Annotated in this window: 3 protein-coding genes; all 3 read left to right on the top strand. The window is 43.6% G+C overall.

Annotation, left to right across the window (positions count from 1 at the left end; all coding sequences use genetic code 11):
* Positions 1 to 19: 19 nt before the first annotated feature.
* Positions 20 to 8,413: a PKD-like domain-containing protein gene (locus tag G4D82_RS04810; protein WP_166335077.1), complete on the top strand. Its 8,394-nt coding sequence runs from the start codon at positions 20 to 22 to the stop codon at positions 8,411 to 8,413.
* 223 nt (positions 8,414 to 8,636) lie between these two features.
* Positions 8,637 to 16,181, top strand: a complete 7,545-nt coding sequence (locus G4D82_RS04815) for a fibronectin type III domain-containing protein (protein WP_166335080.1) — start codon at positions 8,637 to 8,639, stop codon at positions 16,179 to 16,181.
* A 228-nt stretch (positions 16,182 to 16,409) separates the two neighbouring features.
* Positions 16,410 to 24,185, top strand: coding sequence for a T9SS type A sorting domain-containing protein (locus G4D82_RS04820; RefSeq protein ID WP_166335082.1), 7,776 nt, complete (start codon positions 16,410 to 16,412; stop codon positions 24,183 to 24,185).
* Positions 24,186 to 25,100 lie beyond the last annotated feature (915 nt).

Raw genomic sequence — 25,100 nt, forward strand, 5'->3', positions numbered from 1 at the left:
AATCATAAGTCTTAAACCCATGGAAAAGAATTACCCCAATTCTCGATCATTACTATTATACCCTATCCGACCGATTCAAAAACGGACTTGGATGTTATTGTTGTTTCTATTTTCATTAGGACAATACGTGAATTCACAAACAGTAACCTTCAACACTCCTGGCGCTGGAAATTGGATAGTGCCTTGCGATGTCACGTCAATCACAGTTCAAGCATGGGGCGGTGGTGGTGCCGGCGGCGCAGCAGACAACAACCCTAATGGTGGTTCTGGCGGTGGTGGCGGTGGCTATAGCTCTTATACTGTAACAGTAACTCCTAACCAAACCATTAACTTTACTGTCGGAGCCGGTGGCAATGGAGGAAACGGAAACGGAGCAAACGGAACGGCCACAACCATTCTAGCATTAACGGCCAATGGAGGAACCGGTGGAGGCCAAAACCAAGGCACAGCAGGAATTGGCGGCACAGCTACTGGTGGAAGTACCAACATAACTGGTTCAAACGGAAGCACAGGTACTACAACTTTAGGCGCGGCTGGCGGTTTCTCAAACGGTTTGGCTGGCGGAACTTCAAGAAACACCTACGGAAACGGTAATGATGCGACCAACCCAGGTAGTGGCGGTGGTGGCGGATTGCGAAATTGCGGCGGCGGATGCTCTGGCCGTACCGGTGGTGATGGCGCTAATGGGCAAATCGTGATTACCTATACCTCTGTTTTGCAAAATTATTGTAATCCGAGTTTTACCACTGGCGTTCGCCCGATTTCGAATGTGACTTTTGCCGGAATCAATAATACTACTTCCAATGTAGTCGGCGTTGGGCCGGAATATATAAAATACTGCAACACAGCTACGGTAATTCAAGGTTCGGCTACCAATGCCATCTCTCTGAAGGGAAACACTAATGGAAACAATCAATACTTTTTCAGAGTATACATCGATTGGGATCAAAATGGTACTTTCGGGAACAATGCCAACGAAATCTACAATATCGGCAGTTTAACCAATTCGGTTGGTGATGCGTTAGCCACTCCTTTAACTGGAAATATTGCCGTTCCTGCTACGGCCAATTTAGGCTTAACTACCATGCGTGTAATGTTTAAAGGTGCTGCCTACTCGGCAACGCCATGTGAAGATGGTGTTCGAGGACAAGCCGAAGATTATCTGGTGAATGTCTCGGCAGCAGTTCCCACGATCACCGGATTGGGAACAACAAATGGTTGTCCGGGAAATTCACTCACCATTACCGGTACAAACTTTATCGGAATCACAGCAGCTAATGTTCAGATTGGTGGCACTGCCGTAAGTTCGATTACTTCATTTACTAGCACGCAAATCATCGCAGTAATCGGAACGGGAACTACTGGAACTGTTACCGTAACAACCGCATCAGGAACCGCCACCAGTGCAGCCACATATACTGTAAACTCACTATCGGTTGCTCCGACCAATATCCTAGGCACCACAACCATCTGTAACGGCGATACAACAACCCTATCCCTCAGTGGAGGTTCGGCCGGAACTGGAGCAACTTTACAATGGTTTTCAGGTTCATGTGGCGGTACTTTAATTGGAACAGGTAATAGCATCACGGTATCACCAATAGCGAACACCAATTATTTTGTTCGTTATACCGGCACTTGTAATACAACCCTTTGCGCATCGACTACTGTTATCGTGAACCAACCCCATTCCATTACCGCCCAACCGACAGCTACACAAACCGTTTGCTCGGATAATTCAGTGAGCTTTTCAGTAAGCACTTCCGGAGCAGTCGGTGGTTATCAATGGTATAAAGGAGCAACTCCTTTGAGCAACGGCGGAAATATCTCTGGTGCGAATTCAGCTACTTTAACAATTAATCCGGTGGTCTTGAGTGACGCGGCTTCCGATTATTATTGTGCTGTTAGCGGAACTTGTGCCCCAACAGTTAATTCTAACAATGCCGAATTAGTAGTCATTGAAAAAGTGTCAATTACTAGTCAACCTACAACAACACAAACTCTATGTACGGGAAACACGGCAACTTTTTCAGTAGTGGCTACCGGAGCTGGACTTTCATACCAATGGTATAATGGCGCTACACCACTTAGTGATAATGCTACCGTTTCAGGTAGTACAACACCTACGCTTTCTATCAGTTCGCTCACTTTGGGTGATGCGTCGAACTTCTATCGTTGCGTGGTTAGCGGCACCAGTCCTTGTAATTTATTATCTAGTGATGATGCGATTTTGATAGTCAACCAAAATGTCCAAATTGACATTCAACCAGAAGCTACCCAAACGGTTTGCGCCGGTTCGTTTGCGAATTTCTTTTTGTTGGCCAGTGGTGGCGGATTGAGCTATCAATGGTACAAAGGCACGACAATGCTTGTTGACGGAGGAACTATTAGCGGAGCAACAACCAGTTCGCTTACAATCAATCCGATAGATTTTTCAGATGCCGGTACTGATTACTATTGTGTAGTGAGCAACAGTTGTAACTCTGGATTGGCTTCTATTCAATGTTCGCTTTCAGTAAATCAAACGCCTTTTATTCCAGACCAAACCTTGACCGTTTGCAGCGAAGATCCATTCGATTTTTCGATCCTCAACGGAATTCCAACAAGTGCTACTGTGGTTCCTTTGGGCACTACTTACTCATGGCCTGCACCGATTGTCACCGGCGGATTAACCGGAGGTTCGATCGGATTTGCAAAATCATCTGTTGCACAGACTTTGGTCAACCCAACCAATACGCCGCAAACTGCTACTTATTATATTGTTCCGACTTCTGGCACGTCTGGTTCGTGTATCGGAACACCATTCGCTTTGACAGTAACCGTGAATCCGAAACCAGAGATTAATAATATCTCATCAGCCTTTTGTAGCGACGAGAATTTCTCTTTTACCCCAACCAACGGCAGCGGAAATATTGTTCCCATTGGAACTACTTATTCATGGAGTGCACCGATTGTTACCGGCGGCATGACAGGCGGATCTGCAGCTACCGGACAAGCGTCAATTAGCCAAACACTGAGCAATCCGACCAATGTAGACCAAACGGCCTCTTATACTGTTACAGCTACTTCGGGTAGTTGTTCTGCGAGTACTTTCTCGGTGACGGTGACTATTCATCCTAAACCAACAGTAACAGGTAGTGTTTTATCCCAAAACATCTGCTCTCCATCAGCTATCACACCGATTGTAATGAGCAATCCGAACGGTATTTTGGGGGCTATTGATTACAACTGGACCCGCGACAATGTAATAAACGCTACAGGAATAGCCACTAGTGGAACAGGAACCACCATCTCTGGTACCCTGACCAACACCACTAATGTGACACAAACCGTCAACTTTTCATTGAATGCTGTTTCTGAAGACGGTTGTGTATCGAATCCTGTGATTGCTTCGGTATTGGTAGATCCGAAACCGACAGTAGCGGCTTCACCGGCTAGCCAAACAGTTTGTTCAGATAGTCCTATCAGTTCCATCAGCCTCACCAATCCAAATTCGGTTTTAGGAACCACTTACAGTTGGACGCGTGACAATATTACCAACCTTACCGGTATTGCTGCATCAGGAACTACTTCGAGTATCTCCGGCACTTTGACCAATAATACCAATGTTCCGCAAACTACCACTTTTACAATTATTGCTACCGCTGCAGGATGTGACTCTTCGAGCACGACAATTACCATTACCGTAAACCCAAAACCAACAGTGGTTGCTTTGCCGCTTTCGCAAACCCTTTGTGGCAGTTCGCCGTTTGGTTCGATTGCGATTTCTAACCCAAATAATATTGCGGGAACAACTTTCAACTGGACTAGAAACAATACTATAAATGTGACCGGATTGCCCAATTCAGGCAGCGGCTCCTCTATCTCAGGAACACTGACCAACAATACCAACAGCTCACAAACTGTAGACTTTACTATCACAGCACAATCGGGCAGTTGCATTTCTGACCCTGATATCATTAGCATCACCGTATTGCCTACACCACTGGTTACTGTAGCTCCGACGAACCAAACACGTTGCCATCTTCAAGCGATTACTACTTTGAATTTTAGTAACTCTAATGCTGTGGCGGGAACTACATATAGCTGGACACGCGACAATACAACTAACCTTACCGGGATTCCTGCCTCGGGAAGCGGTGCTACTTTAGACGGAAGTTTTACCAACAATACTACCTCGACACAAACGACAATTTTCACTATAACAGCCTTGGCTCCTAACGGATGTAGCAGCAGCACAACAGCCTCTGTAACAGTTTATGCGCCACTAGTCGCACCAGTAATTAATTCGCCCCAGACGGTTTGTGTGCTATCAAACCCATCACTATTAACCATTACAACTCCTGCCAGCGGCGGTTCTGGTTTATACACTTACCAATGGCAAAGCAGTAACAATAACGTAACTTATAATAACATTGCAGGAGCTACCAACAACACTTATCAGCCTCCATTTGTAAACGGGGCCACGGCAAATACTTATTACCGTCTGATTACCACCAACATTTGTGGCAATGTGACCAGCAATGTCATTTTTGTGGAAGTAGTAAGCAGCGTAGGTTTCTCTTTCGGGTTTGATGACGACCTTACCGGACCAATATGTTCAGGCAGCAGTTTTACTCCGGACATTAACTCTTTGCACTTCTCCACTTCTTCGGTGCGCTTCAACTGGACAGCCGATTCAAACTATATCAGTCCAGCCAGCGGAGGCCCGGTAGGAACAACTGGTGGGGCAGTTTTCGGGTTCCGTACTTCTTCGGCAAACATCGGCCCTTTGACTGCAGTGAATAACACCAACGCTACTGTAGTAACTTCGGTAACAATTGTTCCTAATGTTTATAATTTTCCTGGGCCGCCATCGGGTTCTTTTATCTGTAGTACTTCGCCACAAACTTTCAACGTAACGATACGTCCGATACCTGTAGCTACTGCAACTGGAGACAACAGTACCATTTGCAACGGAACATCACCCAACATTGGCGTTAGCGGAAATATTACAGATGCAACCATGACTTTCAGTTGGACCAGAAACAACACGACCAACGTGAGCGGAACTACCAATGCTACTTCAGGGAATATTAGTTTTGGAAGTACATATACCATCAATCCAGTGTTGACCAATAACACCGCCGTAAGCCAAATTGTTCAGTTTACCATCACGCCGCGTTCTAATGGTTGCAACGGAAGTCCGATTGTAATTTCCATAACGGTGGCTCCGAATGTTACTTCCGGAACCATTGCTGCCAACCAAACGATTTGTAGTGGCGGCGATCCTGTGGCTTTTACGCAATTGACTCCGGCAACCGGTATTAACCTTTCTTACCAATGGCAAAGCAGCACGGATAATTTTGTATCGGTGATTAATAATATCCCTTTAGCGACAGGAACCACATATGATTCTGGTGTTTTGACTCAAAATACTTGGTTCAGAAGAGTCGTGACCTCAACGGTGAATGGCACAACCTGCACGGCGAATTCTGCTGTAGTTCTAGTAACTATCAACAACATCAATCCGGGATCAATTTCTGGGAATCAAACCATTTGTAGTGGTGCGAACCCAACCATTCTTGGCAGTGTAGCGGCTACCGGAACCGGAAGTATTACTTACCAATGGCAAAGCAATACCAGTGGATGTGGCGGTTCATTTACCAATATCGTTGGAGCCACGGCTGCTACTTATTCGCCGCCAGCCGGATTATCTGTAACGACTTATTACAGAAGGATTGCATTTTCCACTTTTAGCAGTGTGAGTTGTTCGGATTTTAGTAACTGTGTCGAGATCACTATTAATGATGTAACGGCTGGAACCGTTGGAAATGATCAGACTTTATGTGGTAACAACCCTTCTGCGTTTACGGAAATTACTCCAGCTACCGCTTCAGGAACTATTACTTACCAATGGCAAAGCAATACCAGCGGATGTGGCGGTTCATTTACCAATATCGTTGGGGCCACGGCTGCTACTTATGATCCGCCAGCAGGTTTATTAGTAACTACTTACTATCGCCGGGTAGTGACTTCAACCTTAAATAGTGTTGTTTGTTCAGCTATAAGCAATTGTATTACGGTAACAGCCAACTCTATTACTCCGGGAACCATTAGCGGAAACAGAACAGTTTGCAACGGCGGTGATCCAAATGGATTTACAACCACGGTAGCTGCTACCGGATTAAACTTGACTTATCAGTGGCAAATCAGTACCGCTTCAAGTGCTGGCCCTTGGACTGATATTGCTGGAGCAACTTCAGCCGATTACGACGCACCTGGGCCTGTTACGCAAACTTCTTATTTCAGAAGAGTGGCCACCGCAACGGTCAATAGCACGAATTGTTCAGCTCCCTCGAATTTTGTAACTGTATTTGTGAATTCGGTAACCGCTGCTACTATTAGCGGAGACCAAAGCATCTGCGGAAGCACTGACGACCCAACCGCTTTTACGATCAGCACACCAGCAAGCGGAAACGGCGTACTGTCTTACCAATGGCAAAGCAGCATCAGCGGTTGTAGTGGCCCATGGACAAATATCACTGGAGCTACTAGTGCCACTTACGACGCGCCAAATGTGTCGCAAACTACTTATTATCATGTGGTTGTAACCTCTACTTTAAATAGTGTACTATGCATCGATATTAGCAACTGCGTAACCATTACAAGCTTAGCTAAAACTTGGACAGGGCTGACTAGTACTGACTGGAACGTTGCTACAAATTGGCAACCTAATGGTGTTCCTGCCCAAACAGATTGTGTGATAATTCCGAATGTGGTGAATGATCCGGTGGTGATTGGCACAAATTATAATGCAACGGCTAAAACTTTGTCTTTACTCGCTGGTGCTTCGTTAGAAGTAACTTCAAACAACGCGATTACGGTGAACGACGGGGTGAATGTAAATGTTACGGCGAATTTCACCATCCGCAACAATGCTAGTTTGGTTCAAGTTAGTAATGCCATCAACATCGGAAAGATAACCGTCGAGAGAATTACCCAACCAATGTACCGTTTCGATTATACTTATTGGGGAAGTCCGGTGACTTTAGCTTCAAACTTTACGTTGGGCATGCTTTCGCCGAACACTTTGAGCGACAAGTTCTTCAGTTGGATTCCGAGCGTTAGTAATGGTTTTGGCAATTGGGCTTTTGAAACCCCAGCCACAGCAATGAACCCTACTAAAGGATATATAGCAAGAGCGCCGCAAAATTTCTCTTTCACGCCCGATGTCAAAGTGCCTTATACAGCGAATTTCATAGGAACACCAAACAACGGAGATATTTATTGTCCGATTTATTTCGGAGCCTTACCGCTGAGTAACAATAATGATAAATACAACTTATTAGGAAATCCTTACGCCTCGGCGGTGGATGCAGAACTATTCCTGAGTGATCCGGCTAACCTACCAATCATTGACGGTACAATTTATTTTTGGACACACAATTCGCAACCAAGTGCGAGCCATGTTGATCCTTTTTATGGCGATTTCATCATTAATTATGCAGCCAATGATTATGCATCATGGAACCGTTTGGGTGGAACCGGAACAACCGCCGCTGCAGGTTCTGGCGGTGCAGTTCCAAATGGTTATATAGCTTCTGGTCAAGGTTTTTTCGCCAAAAGTACCGGCACAGCAAACAATGGCGACCCAGTGGTTTTCAGGAATTCGATGCGTGTGGCTTTCAATAACGATCAGTTTTTCAGAAGCAGTATCGTGGATGCCAATGCAAATCGTTCCCAAACAATAGTGCCCGAGAAACACAGGCTTTGGTTGAATTTGGTAAACCAAGGCGGATCGTTCAATCAAATTCTTTTGGGTTATGCTGAAGCGGCTTCCAATGGCTTTGATCGCGATTTTGATGGTGTAAAATTTACCGACAACAACAGCATTAGTATGTATTCAATCTTGCAAGAGAAAAATCTGGTAATTCAAGGCCGCGGTTTGCCTTTCAGCGCAGAAGATCAAATTCCGTTGGGTTACAAATCGACGGTGAATGATACTTTTGCAATTCGAATCGATCACTTCGACGGTTTGTTTGAAACGCAGAATATTTATATCGAAGACCGTTTGCTCAATGTGATTCACAACTTGAAACAAAGCCCGTATTCTTTCACCTCGAGCATTGGTACTTTTAATGATCGCTTTGTGTTAAGATATACGAATGCTGCTTTGGGGAATGTTTCCCAAGAGGCTGCAACAGACTTAATCGCTTATTTGAATCAGGAAAAACTATTTGTACAATCTCAGTGGATGATTGATGAAGTTACGATTTATGATATCGCTGGGAAATTAATCTTCACCGAAAAAGTGAAGGTTTTAAAATCAAGCTTCGAAAGAGATTTCTATGGTACTGACGGAGTGTACTTAGCTAAAATAAAATTGCAAAACGGAATCGTGCTTTCAAGAAAATTGATTCAAAAACAATAAAGATGATTTCGCATCGGACAGCTTACCATTGCATATGATTTCAATTTTTGTAGGATAAAATTTCATAATATTTACAGTTTTTACCAATAGACTACTATATTTTGAAAACTGCGCCTTAAAAAGTAACTTTTTTATACAACTTTAGCGTAATTTATCAACATAATTCAAAATAAACTTGTGAAATGCCTTATCTTTATAGCCCGTTTTTCAAGACATGCTGCTTATGAAAATAAATTACTCCGCCAGAAACAGTTTTGGTTTGCTAGATTGTAAATATCTAAAACATCAAAATTTATATAGTTTAATCAAGATTGTGTTATTGTTGTTTGTTTCTATCAACAGCAATAAGACCGTTGCTCAATGTTTGAACTACCAAGTTTACGAAAGTTTTAGCACCGCCATTCCCACTTCGGGAGGCACCTGGACAGACAACTCGATGACATACACCACAGTGGCAGCAGCATACTCTGGTTTCAATGAATTGGAGTTCAACGCAGTCGGAGATTACATTCAAACTCCCATGATTGCTACACCGGGTAGTTTTTCTTTTTATCACAAACGAAATGGGGTAAGTGCAGGAGCTCCGAAATTTACCGTATTGACTTCTCCTGATGGCACCACTTGGACTGCCAGAGGTTCGGTCACTCCAGGAATTGCTTGGGTAAAATATACTGTCAATCTTTCCGCCTTAGGTTTAACCAATGTCTATGTTAGAATTTTGGATGAAAGAACCTCAGGCACCGATGCCCGCTGGGTAGATGATGTTGCATGGACTTCAACAGTTAGCTCAGAAAACACCATCATTCCGTTAATAGCAAACACTTGTGCTCAGACTATCAATTGCGGCACCACTTACAGCTTTACAGACCAAGGTGGCTTCAATGATGCCTACAACATCTCTAAAGATTACACCATTACTTTTACTCCTTCAGTAGGAACCAATAAAGTCGAGCTTACTTTCAACACTTTTGATTTGCAGTCAGGTGAAGACGGCATGGTCATTTACAATGGTCCTACTACTGCTTCGCCGGTCATATCCTCAGGGCTTCCAGTAGGTACAAATGCTACCAACTGCCCAGCCGGATCATTTTACGGAACCAACAGTCCTGGAACCATTACCTCGACTGATGCCAGTGGCGCGATTACTATTCGCTTTCGCTCTAGTGGAGCAATTAATAATTCTGGTTGGCTCGCTGGGGTTACTTGTATTTCACCATCGGGTTGCCAAAAACCGACTTTAACCCCTACAACAGCCATCACTTCTACTACAGCAACGCTCAATTGGGCAGCACCTAGCCCAGCACCAGCAAGCGGATACGAATATGTATATTCAACTGCTAACCTGACGCCTTCCGGATCGGGAACTTTTACTGCTGGAACTTCTGCTAGCATTAGTGGTTTGACTCCAAATACCGTTTATTATGTTTTCGTTAGAAGTGATTGTGGCAGCGGAGTATACAGCGGATGGACAAGCTCAGGCACCTTCACTACTTTGTATCCGCCTTGTGTCGCTCCTGTAGCCCAAGCCAATACTTTTGTATCTGGTACGATTACCGCTACCTCCATAGCAGCTAGCTTTTCTGGTAGTGCCAACGGCTATTTAGTAGTACAATCTACCAGCGCAACACCACCTTCACAACCTGTAGACGGAACCATTTATACTGCTGGTAATATAGCCACTTTAGGTGCTGGACTGACTTTTATACAGAGTAATGCTACTACAACTTTTACAGCTACAGCTTTACAAGGTAACACCAATTATTATTATTTTATTTATGCTTATAACAACACGACTTGTTCAGGCGGACCAACATACAACGTAAGTGGGCCATTGAATGGATCAGGCGTTACTTGTACAGCGATACCCAATACGGTTGGTACTGCTAGCGTTACCTCGAGCGGATTTGTTTTAAACTGGACTGCACCCACTGGCGGCTCGGCTTTACCTTTAAGTTATACCGTTCAAATTACCACCGATGCCGGATATACAGCTAATATCGCCGGTTCTCCGTTCACGATTAATGCACCAACCACCACTTTAAGCTTGACCGGATTAAACTCAAACACCACCTATTATTACAGAATATTAGCTAGTAATGGTTGTGCAAGTGCGTATGTTACTGGAAACGTGGTTACTTTACTTCCCAACTGTGTGGCACCCGTAAGTCAGGCAAGCGCATTTGTATTGGGAACACCAACATCTTCTACACTTCCTGCCTCTTTTTCGGGCAGTGCCAATGGCTACTTGGTTGTGAGTTCATTAACCAACACGCCGCCTTCACAACCAGTGAATGGTACAACTTACAGCGGAGCTAATGTTGGGACGTTAGGGGCCGGCTTTACTTTTGTGCAAAGCAGCGCAAGTACTGCTATAGCCGGAACTGGACTCGCGGCAAACACACAATACTATTATTTTATTTATGCTTTCAACAATACGGCTTGTCTTGGAGGTCCGGTATATAATTCCCTTGGGCCATTAGTTGGCTCAGGAACGACTTTACCTCCTTTTAATGATGAGTGCACTACAGCTATTACACTCACGGTAGGTTCTAGTTGTACTTATACAACTTATTCGAATGCTACTGCGACTACTAGTTCAACAACAGGAACTCCGGCTCCGGGTTGTGCGAGTTATTTAGGTAATGACGTTTGGTTTAAAGCTGTGGTACCAGCCAACGGAACTTTGATTCTAGATATGCAAACCGGCAGCATGCTCGATTCAGGAATGGCCATTTATTCTGGCAGTTGTGGTGGGCTCACTTTAATTGAGTGCGACGACGACGATAGTAACAACGGTGCTATGTCATACATCAATAGAAGTGGTCTTACTCCAGGCTCGACAATCTATATTCGAGTTTGGGAATTTAGCAATGACAATAACGGAACTTTTGGCATTTGCGCCTCAACTCCATCTCCTTGTGTAGCTCCAGCGAGTCAGGCATCGGGTTTTACTCTGGGAACTCCTACAGCCACAGCATTACCCTTTACTTTTTCGGGAACAGCTGACCAGTTTTTGGTGGTTCGTTCCTTAACCAACACTCCACCAGCGCAACCCACCAATGGAACCATCTATAATGCCGGGAATATTGCATCATTAGGTGGCGGACTGACTTTCATTCAAAACAGTGCAACTCCAAGTGTAAATGACACCAGTGTGAATGGAAATACCCGTTATTACTATTTCATCTATGCATACAACAATGCTCCATGTACCGGCGGCCCAATTTATAATGCTTCGGGTGCGCTCTCTGGAAACGGATTGACTTGTGTAGGCGTGCCAAATTCTGTAACAACCAGCAATTTAACTGCAACCAGTTTTACTTTGAATTGGGTACAACCTGTTGGTGGTGTTTCGGCAGCTATCAACTATACTGTTCAAATTACTACCGATGCTGGTTACTCGGCAAATATTCCCGGATCGCCATTTTCTGTGGCCAATCCTACGGTGCTATTAAATGTAACTGGCCTGACAACTGCAACTACTTATTATTACAGAATTCTCGCATCAAACGGTTGCAACAGTGCCTATGTAAACGGAAACATCACCACGAGTTGTACTGCGGCCAACATTCCCTATACTCAAAATTTTGATAGCGTCACCCAGCCGGCCATTCCCGCTTGTTTGGCGACTGAAAATACCAACGGGGATACTAAATTTTGGAAAACCTGCAACAGCACCTCACTAGGTAACGCAACGGCCATCAACCCTGTATCAGGAACCAACCAAATGGGAATACAATACGATACAGCTAATGCAATGAACGATTGGTTTTATCTGCGCGGATTAAACCTCACCGGAGGAACGGCCTATCGTTTGACTTTCTATACCAGAGCTTACACATACACTGGTGAAAACGAATTACTCGAAATAAAGTATGGCACCTCGCCCTCTTCGTCTTCCATGACCACCACCTTGATGCCTACATTTGCTGTTCTTGGAAATGATCCTTACATACAGAAAACGGTAGATTTTATGCCTAGCAGTAGCGGTATATATTATATTGGTTTTCACGGCGTATCTCCTGCCGATGTTTGGTATTTATTTGTAGATGATGTAACAGTTACATTAAGCCCTTCTTGCTTAACACCAACTTTGACAGATACTACTAATATTACGACTTCTTCGGCAACCATTAACTGGTCGGCTCCGCTTATTTTGCCAAGTAATGGTTATCAATATTATGTTTCAACTAGCAGTACTACACCAACAGTTCCCGGAATAGCAACTACTGCACTCACAGCAAATCTAACAGGCCTAACAGCCAGCACCACTTATTATGTTTTTGTCAGAAGTGATTGTGGTGGCACCTTCAGCTCTTGGACTGCAGCGGGAAGTTTTTATACCGGATACTGTATCGCTACTTCAACTTCAACAGGTTATTACATTAATAATTTCTCTACAACAGGAGGCATAGCCAATATTACTAATAATAGTTCCGGACTTTCTGCCAGTGGCTATGGGAATTTTACCGCACAAACCGTTAGTCAACAACCTTACGGAGTGGTTAATTTCTCTTCTGCTTATGTTGGAGGTACTTTTGGCTTTAATATTTGGATTGATTGGAATAACGATCTCGATTTTAGTGATCCGGGTGAAAAGGTATATGGATCGGGTAATTTCAATACTGCCAATACTGGAAGTTTTACGGTTCCGGCGAGCGCAACTGTGGGTAGTCACAGAATGAGAATCAGAGCAAATTACTACGATACCAATCCGCAACAATGTGGATCTATTACCTACGGAGAAACCGAAGATTATACCTTCACTGTAGTTGCTTTACCTTGTGCAGGAAACCCTACGCTTCAGCCGGCCACCGGAATCGGTTTTACTACTGCTACCCTTAACTGGACAGCAGCCAGCCCAGCTCCGGCTAGCGGATATGAATATATTTATTCTACCTCAGCTACTGATCCGGTTCCAGCTACTACTCCTACAGGCAGTACTGGTGCTGGAGTAACGACAGTGAATTTAACAGGGCTTACTTCAGGTATGATATACTATGTTTGGGTACGCTCCAATTGTGGTGCAAACAAAGGGGTTTGGACAGGTCCGATTTCATTTATCACTAATGCCGCTCCACCGGTGACCACTAATGGTTCAACTTGTGCTGGCGGGACAGCCACACTAACCGCTACTGGCTCTTGTACCAATCTCACGAATTTGGGTAATACCATCAATGGCGCTTGGGATGCAACTGGTGATCCGAGAGCCATTCGACCCATCATTTTTATGGCCAACTCGAGCATTTGCGAATTTGACGGCAATGGGCTCACTGCCAATTATACTTCAATGGATTTTCAGGTAAGCGCAACTGGGTTCTATACTTTTACCATGGCAGCTACTACGGCTTATGATGGAATGGGTTATATTGTTATCAACCCTTTCAATCCGGGATACTGTGGTAGCGGTACCTGGATTGTGGGTGACGATGATAGCGGACCTACGACCTACGAACCCATGATGAGTGCGACGCTAAATGCCGGAGTAACCTATACTTTAATCTCTACGTTATACTCAGGATCCAGCATCACACTAACCAATACGTTCCAATGGAATGTAACAGGACCAGGAACCATATCAGGGGTTGTAGGAGGAACTGTAGAATGGTATACGGCAGCCAGCGGCGGTATTCCAATTGGTACCGGAACTCCATTCAATCCGGTTGGTGTTTCTGGCTCAGGGCTAACCAACACCAATTCACCGGGTACTTATCCTTTTTATGCGGCATGCCCGAATAATCCGACGGTAAGGTCCTTAGGGAATTTTGTTGTCAATGGCCCGACCGCTGTGATTTCTGGCTCAGGTTCAACTTGCACCGGCAGTGTTCCGATGAGCATTACTTTCACCGGTACCGGACCATGGAATTTCACCTATACAGATGGAACTACTCCAGTTACTGTGAATGGAAACACAACCAATCCTTATTTGTTTTCTGTAGCTCCATCTACTCCTAGAACCTATACTTTAACAGCTTTAAGCGATGCCAATTGTTCGGCTTTGTCTAGCAACATGACTGGTTCAGGAACAGTAACCGCCTCTAAAAGTTGGAACGGAACGACCTCAGATTGGAATACTGCCAGCAATTGGAACCCTGTGGGTATTCCAACAGCGACAGATTGTGTGGTCATTCCGAACACAACTATTGACCCTATTATTTCCGGTTCTTCTTATAATGCTTATGCCTACAGTTTAACAATATTGAATGGTGGTATTTTACAAGTCAATTCCGGAAACAATATTACCGTAACAGATATCGTCAATGTAGCCACAGGAGGACAATTCAATCTTAGTAATTCCGCCAGTTTAGTTCAGATTAATAACGTGGCCAACATTGGCACCATCAATGTCGAACGCATTACACAACCGATGTATCGTTTTGATTATACTTATTGGGGATGCCCAGTGACTTTTGCCTCGAACTTTACCTTGGGTATGCTCTCTCCCAATACCCTAAGTGATAAGTTCTATAGCTGGACTCCTACTGTAGGCAATAGCTTTGGAAACTGGTTTTCTGAAAGTACTGCAACGATCATGAACCCAATAAAAGGTTATATTGTTCGGGCGCCACAGAGTTTCTCTTTTACCCCGACGGTATTTACCCCTTACACAGCTAATTTCATAGGAACTCCAAACAACGGTGACATTCTTTGTCCGATTTATCACGGAACGCTTGGCCCAAGCAACAACAATGATAAATATAATTTGTTAGGAAACCCCTATCCGTCAGCGGTCGATGCACAAGCATTTTTAACAGACCCTGCTAATACGCCCATCATTGACGGAACCATTTATTTCTGGACCCACAATTCAGCACCAAGTACTGCTTATGTGGATCCTTTCTATGGTGATTTCGTGATTAATTATACCGATAGTGATTATGCCTCATGGAATAGCTTAGGCCCAGTAGGATCCCGTGGCTCAGCAGCTTTATCCGGTGGCGCTACCCCAAATGGATTCATCGGAACCGGACAAGGTTTTTTCACCAAAAGCACTGGCACAGCGCCGAGTGGTAATCCGGTTACTTTCAAAAACTCCATGCGTGTTACGGGCAATAATGGTCAGTTCTTTAGGCTAACCAATCAACCTGAAAAGCATAGAGTATGGTTGAATTTATTGAGTCATAGCGGTACTTTCAATCAAATTTTGATTGGTTATATTAATGATGCTACTGAAGGCTGGGACAGAAATTACGATGGTGTTCGTTTTACAGATAACAGTAGTTCTACTTTTTATTCTGTAATTCCTGATCGAGAGCTAGTGATACAAGGACGACCTTTGCCTTTTAATGATACAGACCAAGTACCTCTTGGTTTCAAAGCTACTGCTCAGGATATGTTCTCTTTGCGTTTGGATCATTTTGATGGTTTGTTTGAGAATCAGGCCATTTATGTAGAAGATACTTACCTAAATACCATTCACAATTTGAAAGATAGCCCTTATATATTCTCATCAGAAATTGGCAACTTCAATAATCGTTTGGTATTGCGCTATACCAATTCCACACTTGCCACAAATCTTAACCAAGCGCCTCAAGAAGTAATAGCTTTCATAAATAAAAAGCAGTTAGTTATTGAAGCCGCGAGAGATATCAGTCAAGTAGAAGTACACGATTTGGCCGGCAAGCTGGTATATCGTTTTAATCCGCGAACTAGAACCTCAAAAATCAACGAGCCTTTCGATTTTGCGCAAGGAGTTTATATGGTGAAAATCTATTTGGAAAACCAGATTCAAGTTTCAAAAAAATTGATGAATCACTATAGTCAATAAATGTTTCCCTGTAGTGAGCGATACAAACTCTTAATATTTTGCAAAATATTATAATAAACCTCTTTAATTTAAGAGGTTTTTTTGCTTATAAACAACTGTTTTTTAGAATAATATAATAATGCAGTTTTTGAAGTAAAGTTAAAGTTATTAAAAAATTAAATTTGTAATTTTGTTCGGTTTGACCGCCTTTAAATCAGGCTGCAAATGCTTTTTTTTAATAAGAATATTATGGGGAAATATTTATACTTTAAGCTCGTTTTTGGGTTCGTTTTATTGTTCAGTGCTTCGCAAGTTCAAGCGCAAAACAACTGGGACGGAGACAATGCATTGGGTGAATTCATACTTTGCAACAACTGGTTTGGCGATGTATGCCCTGTGACTTGGAATGCTACAACCGATTTAAACATTCAATTAAGAAATGGCCCACAAACCACAATGTACCTCAATTATGGCGGATGGATAGACATCAACAACCTGACTTATTTCGCTAGTTACACTCCGTCAGTGAATCAATTTGATGCTGATGGACCATTCGGCAGTGAAAACGGAATTAATTTTTACGGTAAAATTGAAAACTATTCCCCTAACCATACCCAAGTTTTTAATCTGCCTTTTCACGGGCGAAATGCCACAGTTATAGAAATCAATCCAATTAACGGTGGATTTACTTTCAATCGCCCAATTTACAATTCCGGTAACCGAAACTTTCATGTGTATGGTCCGAATTCCAGAAAAATTACCCTCAACAGTTATCCCGAAGGTAATGGTTCTGTAGGATTTTATCTCAAACAATACTCTATTGTAGAGGTGAATTATAACAATGTAGCTTCTTTATCTGGTGGCTATTTTGTTGAAGAAGGCGAACTTTGGGTCGAATCGAATGGCGTTATTCAGGGCGGAATCCAAGTTGGAAACGGCAATGCTCTGGTAAACAAACTCTACATCAGCAATCCAACTACACCTACTACAGTGGCCAACAACATCGTAGTCCCTGCGAATTCTACCAATGCCACAATTGGTTCTTTGAACACTTCCAATACCCACACTTATTCAGGAACAATTAACCTGAACAACAATACAGTCAACTTTGATGTAGTCAGCGCTGGTGGTAGCGTGAATTTTACCAATACGATTTCTGGAAGCGGTGGGTTGCGTAAAATCAGCCCAGGATTGGTGCGGTTATCTGGCTCAAATTCTTATACTGGAAATACTACCATTAACGCAGGAACATTACAATATGGAGCAGCCAACGCAATCGCAAATACAAGTAATGTTATTCTTAATGGAGGTAAATTCAGTACCGGAGCTGCTGTAGGTTTTAGCGACACCGTTGGTACTTTGGCCTTGACCGACAATTCAACAATCGAACTCGGTTCAGGCAACCATATCTTGACTTTCGCTGCCAGTAATGCCGTTGCCTGGACCGCCGGAAGAACACTAACCATTACCGGTTGGACCAACAGTTGTACGGGAGCCAAAATTTTTGTTGGCACTAACAACACCGGACTCACAGCGGGCCAATTGGCTCAAATTACTTTTCAAGGTTATTTACCCGGAGCGAGTATCAGCACTACCGGCGAATTGATTCCGGGAAATGTAACTCTCACGGCCACCGGCGGCACACTATTAGGAAATTACAATACCCTCAGCGCGGCCTTTACTGCCATCAATGCAGGAACGCATACAGGGGTTTTGGTGATGTCAGTTTTGAATGATATTAATGAAGGAGCCAATACCGCCACTTTGAATCATAACGCCGCGATGACTTCTCTTCTAATTCAACCTGATGGGTGTGCTGCTAGAACCATCACTGGTACAGGAACTGGTAGTGCAGGAACTCCTTTGATTGATTTTAGCGGTGCTGATTTTGTGACCATTGACGGCTTAAATGCTGGTGGAAACAGTTTAACCATCAGTAACACCAGTACTTCAAATACTTCAGGAACTTGTACTATTCGTTTTATTACTGATGCCTCCAACAACCATATTTATCGGACCTCCATTTTGGGCTCAGCTACGATGACTGCCGGAACTAATGGCGGTAATATTTGGTTTGCTACTAGAGGTTTACCAACCAATACTGGTAACGATAATAATAGTGTTGAATTTTGTAATATCGGACCGGCTGGCTCCAATTTGCCGTCCAAAGGAATTTATTTCTCAGGAACCCCTGGCTTTGAAAACAACAACATTACAATTGACAATAATAATATCTATGACTATTTCAGTGCTGCAGTAGAATCTGCCGGTGTTTACATCACTACTGGGTCTACTTTAGTGACTATTACTAACAACAAGTTCTACCAAAGCGCTACCCGAACCCAAACCACCGGTGTCGTTCATTCAGGAATTAAAATAGCCAATGCTTCCGGGAATGGCTTTTCTATAGCTTCCAACACTATTGGTTATGCCAATTCATCCGGAACCGGAACTTATAATTTCGTAGGGATTGCGAATTCGATTTTTACGCCAATTACCTTGTCTGTAGCATCAGCTAGTGTACAAGGAAATACAATCGCAGGAATTGCACACAATACCTCAACAGCAACTTTTTCCGGGGTCAATATGTTTGCCGGAATCAACGTGACTGCAGGAAATGTCAATATCGGAAACGCTTCAGGAAACACTATTGGTTTACCAGCAGCACCCATCACTTTCAATGCGACTGCTGGAGTTGGAGGAACTTTATGCGGTATCAACATGACCGGAACTGGTGCAGTCAGTATTCAGAACAACACTATACAATCCATTACTACAACAGGTGTTGCAGCCGCGGCTTTTAATTTTACCGGAATCAACACTGCAGGTGCTGGAGTTTACACCATTACAAACAACACCATAGGACATACTCTTGCTGCCAATAGTATCAATATTGGAGCGTTGGGGGTAACCACTACTGCCAGCACATTTACAGGAATTAACTCCACCGCCACGGGTTCGCCACTTACTATTGGAGCTTCTGGAGCTTCGAACATCATCCAAAATATTACCTTGAATGCTGTAGCTGCCAACAACTTTAATGGTATCAGTACTTCAGGGGCTATCAGTGGGAATCTCACAAACACTTATAATAGTATCCGAGGAATTCGTTTTGCCGCTGCCAGCACAACAGCTTCGAATTTCACAGGAATCATCAATTCGGGAGCAGTAACGGGTACTATCAACATCAGCAATAATAATTTGGGAATTGCTGGTACTGATTTGGTTACTTATGTTGCAGGAAATTCAGGCTTATTTCGCGGGATTGTAAATACCGGCGGAACGGCCGCTGCGGCACTTTCCATCTTGAGCAATGATTTCAGAGGTATTGTTCACACGGCTGCTGCTACTGCTGCAACAAGTCATAACTTGATTATCAATTCGGCGGCAACTTTATCTCAGGATATTAGCTCAAATACTTTTACCAATTTGAATATCAATTCTACTGGCGGTATAGTCATGCTATCTGATGGTGTTTCATTAACTGCTACCGGAACCAAAAACATCAACTCCAACAGTATTGTCGGTACGTTTACCAAGTCTGGTGCCTCAGGTTCCTTGACTATTTATAATGATGCCGCTAGTTCGGTGAGCGGGGCAGTGATTAACAACAACAATAACAATTTTTCTAACATTACGATTTCTGGCACCTCAACATTTACAGGATGGTCAAATACAGATGGTGTAACTCCATTCCCTACCAAAACCATCAACGGAAATACGTTCAATACTTTAGCATTAGCCTCTGCACCAGTCACTATTTTAAATACCAATGCCTTTGGAGGTGCAGTATCATCACTTTCTAACAATATCATATCTGGTGTAAACGCTGGCTCAATTACCGGAATTATAATCGCAAGCAATGGTGCCGCAACGACCTTTAATGCTACAGGCAATAGTGTTAGCAATCTCACTTCTTCGTTGGCAGTGACGGGAATCAATTCTAGTCAACCCGCGGGTACAGCTACATTCAATTTGAACAACAATACCCTATCGACTTTTTCCGGCACCGGAATTTATGGTATTTTAGATGCTACCGTATCTACGAACAAATCGATATCTAATAACAATATCAACTCTTTAAACGGCAGTAGTTTGGTTTCGGCTATCAGTATTAGCGCGGGTGCTGCAGGGTTAATTAACAACAATACCATCACTTCGATTTCCTCTACTGGAACTGTAGCGGGATCAATTGTTAGCGGGATTTCAGTTACTGGCGGATCGGCCATTACAATTTCAGGTAATGCGATTACTACTTTGTCTTCGGCCAATGACGGTTCTTTCAGAGGAATATACGTGAATCCGCTCGGTGCCACCTCAAACACCATCACTAGTAATACAATTAATGGAATGACGAGCACTTCGGCTACTACTGGTTTTTCTGTTCGGGCGATTGAAGTACAAGGAACCGGTAATGCCAATATCAGCTCCAACACCATTTCAAATATTACCGCTCCAACGACCAATGTTTCGACGGGTTCAGGTATCCCGATTGTGGGAATCTATTATGGCTCTTCAGGTGCTGCATCCACCATTAGCGGAAATACCATCAACAGCATCAATGCCTCGGCTGTAACTGCCATTAATGTGCAATTAGCTGGAATTGTGACAGCAAATACTGCTGGCGGAGGTACGATCTCCAAAAACCGCATTTACGGATTAACCAATACCACCACAGGTACCACCAATTCCACCATAGGATGTCAGCCCAACGGCGGTAGCTGGACCTTTGCCAACAACATGATTTCGATTACCAACAATAATACAGTTCGGGCGATTGGGATTTTTGATACCGGAGCCACCGGAGCAAGAAACTACTACTACAACAGTATTTACATTGGCGGAACACACGCTGGGTCTCAGGTTTCAACTGCTTTTCAATTCAATGCGGCAGCCGGAACCGGAGATATTAAGAACAATATTTTTATGATGGCCAGAACGAGTTCCGGTAAGAATTATGCTTTCGTGAATACGAGTTCAACTTTTACGGGCATTACTACCAACTATAACGTTTTGAATTGTTCAGTAGCCACCACTGTGGGATTGAGTAATGCTACTGATACTACTTTTTCTGCCTGGAAAACCGTTTCTGGCGGCGATGCCAATAGCTATACTGCTCTGGTTATTCCTTTTGCGGATGTGACTACAGCAGATTTGCATATTTCACCTATATGTACTGATATCGAATCTGGCGGAACACCGGTTTCCATTTTGGATGATTATGATAGTACGGCTAGAAATGTAACCACACCCGATATAGGAGCAGACGAATTCAGCGGTTCCAGACCTGCCGATATTACTTTAACTCCGAGTACCTCAATCTGTATTGGAAGCGGCACCACACTCACGGCAAGCAGCACCGATTTAACCTATGTGTATACATGGAGCCCGGCTACTGGTTTAAGTGCTACAACCGGTGCCTCGGTAACTGCCACGCCAATAGTGAACACGACTTACACCGTAACAGGTACTTCACCAGCATCCTGTGTCAAAACCAAAGACGTGACTATTACAGTAAATGCACTTCCTGCTCCTATAACCGTAGCGCCAAGTTCTGTAAATATTTGCCCGAATACGATTCAAACTTTTACCGCAGCACCAAATACAGGAACAGCAACTGTTGGTGTGGCCTCTGGTACATCGGTAGCCGCCAACACCCCTTACCGTCAAGGAACCACCACAGAGGTAAGAGTGCAATATCTATTCACCAAAGCAGAACTCAATGCTGCCGGAATTACAGGCGGTAACATTACTTCAATTGCATTTAATGTTACCACCGCCGGAACGATTGCCATGGGAACTTACACAATCAGTATGGGCCATACCGCATCAACCGTTTTGACCACCACATATTTGACACCCGCTTTTACAACAGTATTCACCACAGTAAATCTATTACCTGTTTTAGGCATAAATACCCATACTTTTAGCACTCCTTTCAACTGGGACGGCACTTCTAATGTGGTAATTAACATTTGTCATACAGGAACAGCCGGTGTGGCAAGTACCGTTTCTATTTCGACACCCCCAGTGGTCAGTACGATTTCAAGAACAGGAGGAAGTTCTTGTTCATCGCTTACTGGAACAACCAATGCCAACAGACCCGTGACTACTTTCGGTTTCGAATTACCTATCACTTGGTCACCTACTGCTGATTTATATATCGATGCCGCTGCTACTACAGCTTACAATCCTGCAACCCATTTAAACCAGCCTACAATTTATGCCAAAGCACCGGCACCAGTAGTTTATACAGCCACAGTAACAACGCCTGTGACTAGTTGTACCCAAACCAGCACCGGAACCATCTTGATGAGTGGATCAACATGGAATGGTAGTGCCTGGAGCCCTGCTCCGCCAACGGGAACGACCAGCCTTACTTTTACGGGAAATTATTCTTCAACGGGAAGTTTGAGTGGCTGTAGTTGTACTGTTAATTCAGGAACGGTGGTTTTCAATAGCCCTGATGCGCTAAATTTAAACGGCGGATTGACCGTAAATGCTCCCGGAACTTTGAAATTCAATGACGGCGCTAGTTTGGTTCAAACCGATGACTCGGCTACCAATTCCGGCATTATTACCGTAGAGCGTCTTACCCAACCGATGTACCGATTTGATTTCACTTATTGGGGTTCACCGGTTACTTTAGCTTCTAATTTTGCTTTAGGCGGCGCAGGTGGTTTATCGCCGGATACTTTGTCTGATAAATATTTTAGCTGGACACCCACCATTGCCAACCTAGGCGGCAACTGGGCGAACGAATCAGCAGCAACCATTATGGATCCGCGAAAAGGTTATTGTGTTCGCGCACCGCAGACTTTTTCGTTCACACCGGCAACCAAAATTGCTTACACGGCCAATTTTATAGGAACACCCAATAACGGAATTATCTCAACCCCAATTTACCATGGAACGATGGCCTTGGCTACCAATGACGACAAGTATAACTTAATTGGCAACCCTTATCCGTCGGCACTTGATGCACAAATGTTCCTGACCGATCCGGCCAACACACCGATTATTGACGGCACTATTTATTTCTGGACACACAACTCACCTATTAGTAGTGCCTACTCCAACCCGTTCTATGGTACGTTTGCGCTTAACTACAACTCCAACGACTACGCGGCTTGGAACAGTTTGGGTGCCGTAGGGCTACGCGGGATTCAAGCGGGAAGCGGTGGCGCGGTACCCAACGGTTATATTGCTTCGGGTCAAGGGTTTTTCGCCAAAAGCACCGGTACAGCAGCTACGGGTGCTACAGTGACTTTCCGTAATGCTATGCGGGTAGCCGGCAACAACAACCAGTTCTTCAGACAAAGTATTGTTGCTCAAAACGAGCGAACTATCCAAAGTGCCGCTTCTGATAAAAACCGTATTTGGTTAGACTTGATTAGCGAAAGCGGTAGTTTCAGTCAAATTCTCGTAGGCTATTTGCCCGATGCAACTATTGATTATGATCGCTCTTATGACGGAGTGCCTATTGACGAATCTGGAATGCTGCTCTATTCGATTATTCCAGAGCGCAAACTCGTGATTCAAGGCAGGCCCATGCCTTTTGACCAAACCGATCAAGTGATTTTAGGTTTTAAATCGATAGTTCAAGATACTTACTCTATTGGGCTAGATGGTGTGGATGGTTTGTTTGAAAACCAGCAAATTTATCTTGAAGACCGTAATTTAAACATCATTCACGATTTGAAACACAGCCCTTATAGTTTTACTTCGCCCGCCGGTACTTTCAATGACCGATTTGTATTGCGCTACAACAATAGTGCGTTAGGCAATGACACTTTCGATACGCAAGTTGCTGTGACGGCTTTTGTTCAAAATCAGGAGTTGAATATCAACAGTGCCAAGAATATCGTTGAGGCGACGCTTTATGACATTTCAGGAAAGCTTATTGAGACCTACAAAGCGAATACCGCCGAATTTAAAACCCGATTTGGTTTCGCCCAAGGGGTTTACTTAGTGAAGATTAAACTAGACAACGGCCTCGAAGTGAGTAAGAAAATAATTCATTAATTTCTTTTCCTTTCAGAACAAAAATCCGCTTCAAATGTTGAAGCGGATTTTTTTTAACTGCAATATTTGAAAACGCATAAGACTCTTCAAAAGCCACTTTCCTTAAATCACCTTCAAATCCTCACACGGCAATTGTAGCAAAATTTTCCTTGATGTTTTTTTTGCTACAACTTTTGTAGCAAATTTTAAAAAGACAATTGTTTTGCTACAAAAAGTGTAGCAATTCTAATTGAACCAAAATAAATGCTACAAAAAAAAGACCTGAACCCTGATGAATCAGCAGCGAGTTAATGATTTTCTTAATATCAAATGTCTAGGGGTTGACAAACGTATAGCGAACTGGCGGAGCATATTGAGATAAGACCCGAGTCCAACAGGCAAACTGTATGAAATGTAATGGAATAAAAGTCCGGTGGACTTAAGATTTAGCTACGCTCAGTTCGGCTAAAGCCTCGGGTGACACGAGCATCGCGAACTGGCGAAGCATATTAAGAGAAGACCCGAGACCGAAGGTTGAACGGTATGGAGCGAAAGCGGAATAAAAGTCCAGTGGACTTCAGATTTGAAATTAAAAGGAGGAAGTCCGGTGGACTTCAGGTACTAGGCCTAATTTTCATTTAAAAAATAATGTCCTTGATTTTTACTAAAGCCCTAGCCCTGATGATTTAGCTTCGCTCTGTTCGGCTAAAGCCTCGGGTGACACGAGTATTGCGAACTGGCGGAGCATATTAAGAGGAGACCCGAGCCCAACGGGCGAATTGTATGGAACGTAGTGGAATAAAAGTCCTGTGGACTTCAGATTTGAAATTAAAAGGAGGAAGTCCGGTGGACTTCAGGTACTAGGCCTAATTTTCATTTAAAAAATAATGTCCTTGATTTTTACTAAAGCCCTAGCCCTGATGATTTAGCTTCGCT

This window comes from Flavobacterium lotistagni (assembly GCF_011392125.1).
Lineage (GTDB): Bacteria > Bacteroidota > Bacteroidia > Flavobacteriales > Flavobacteriaceae > Flavobacterium > Flavobacterium lotistagni.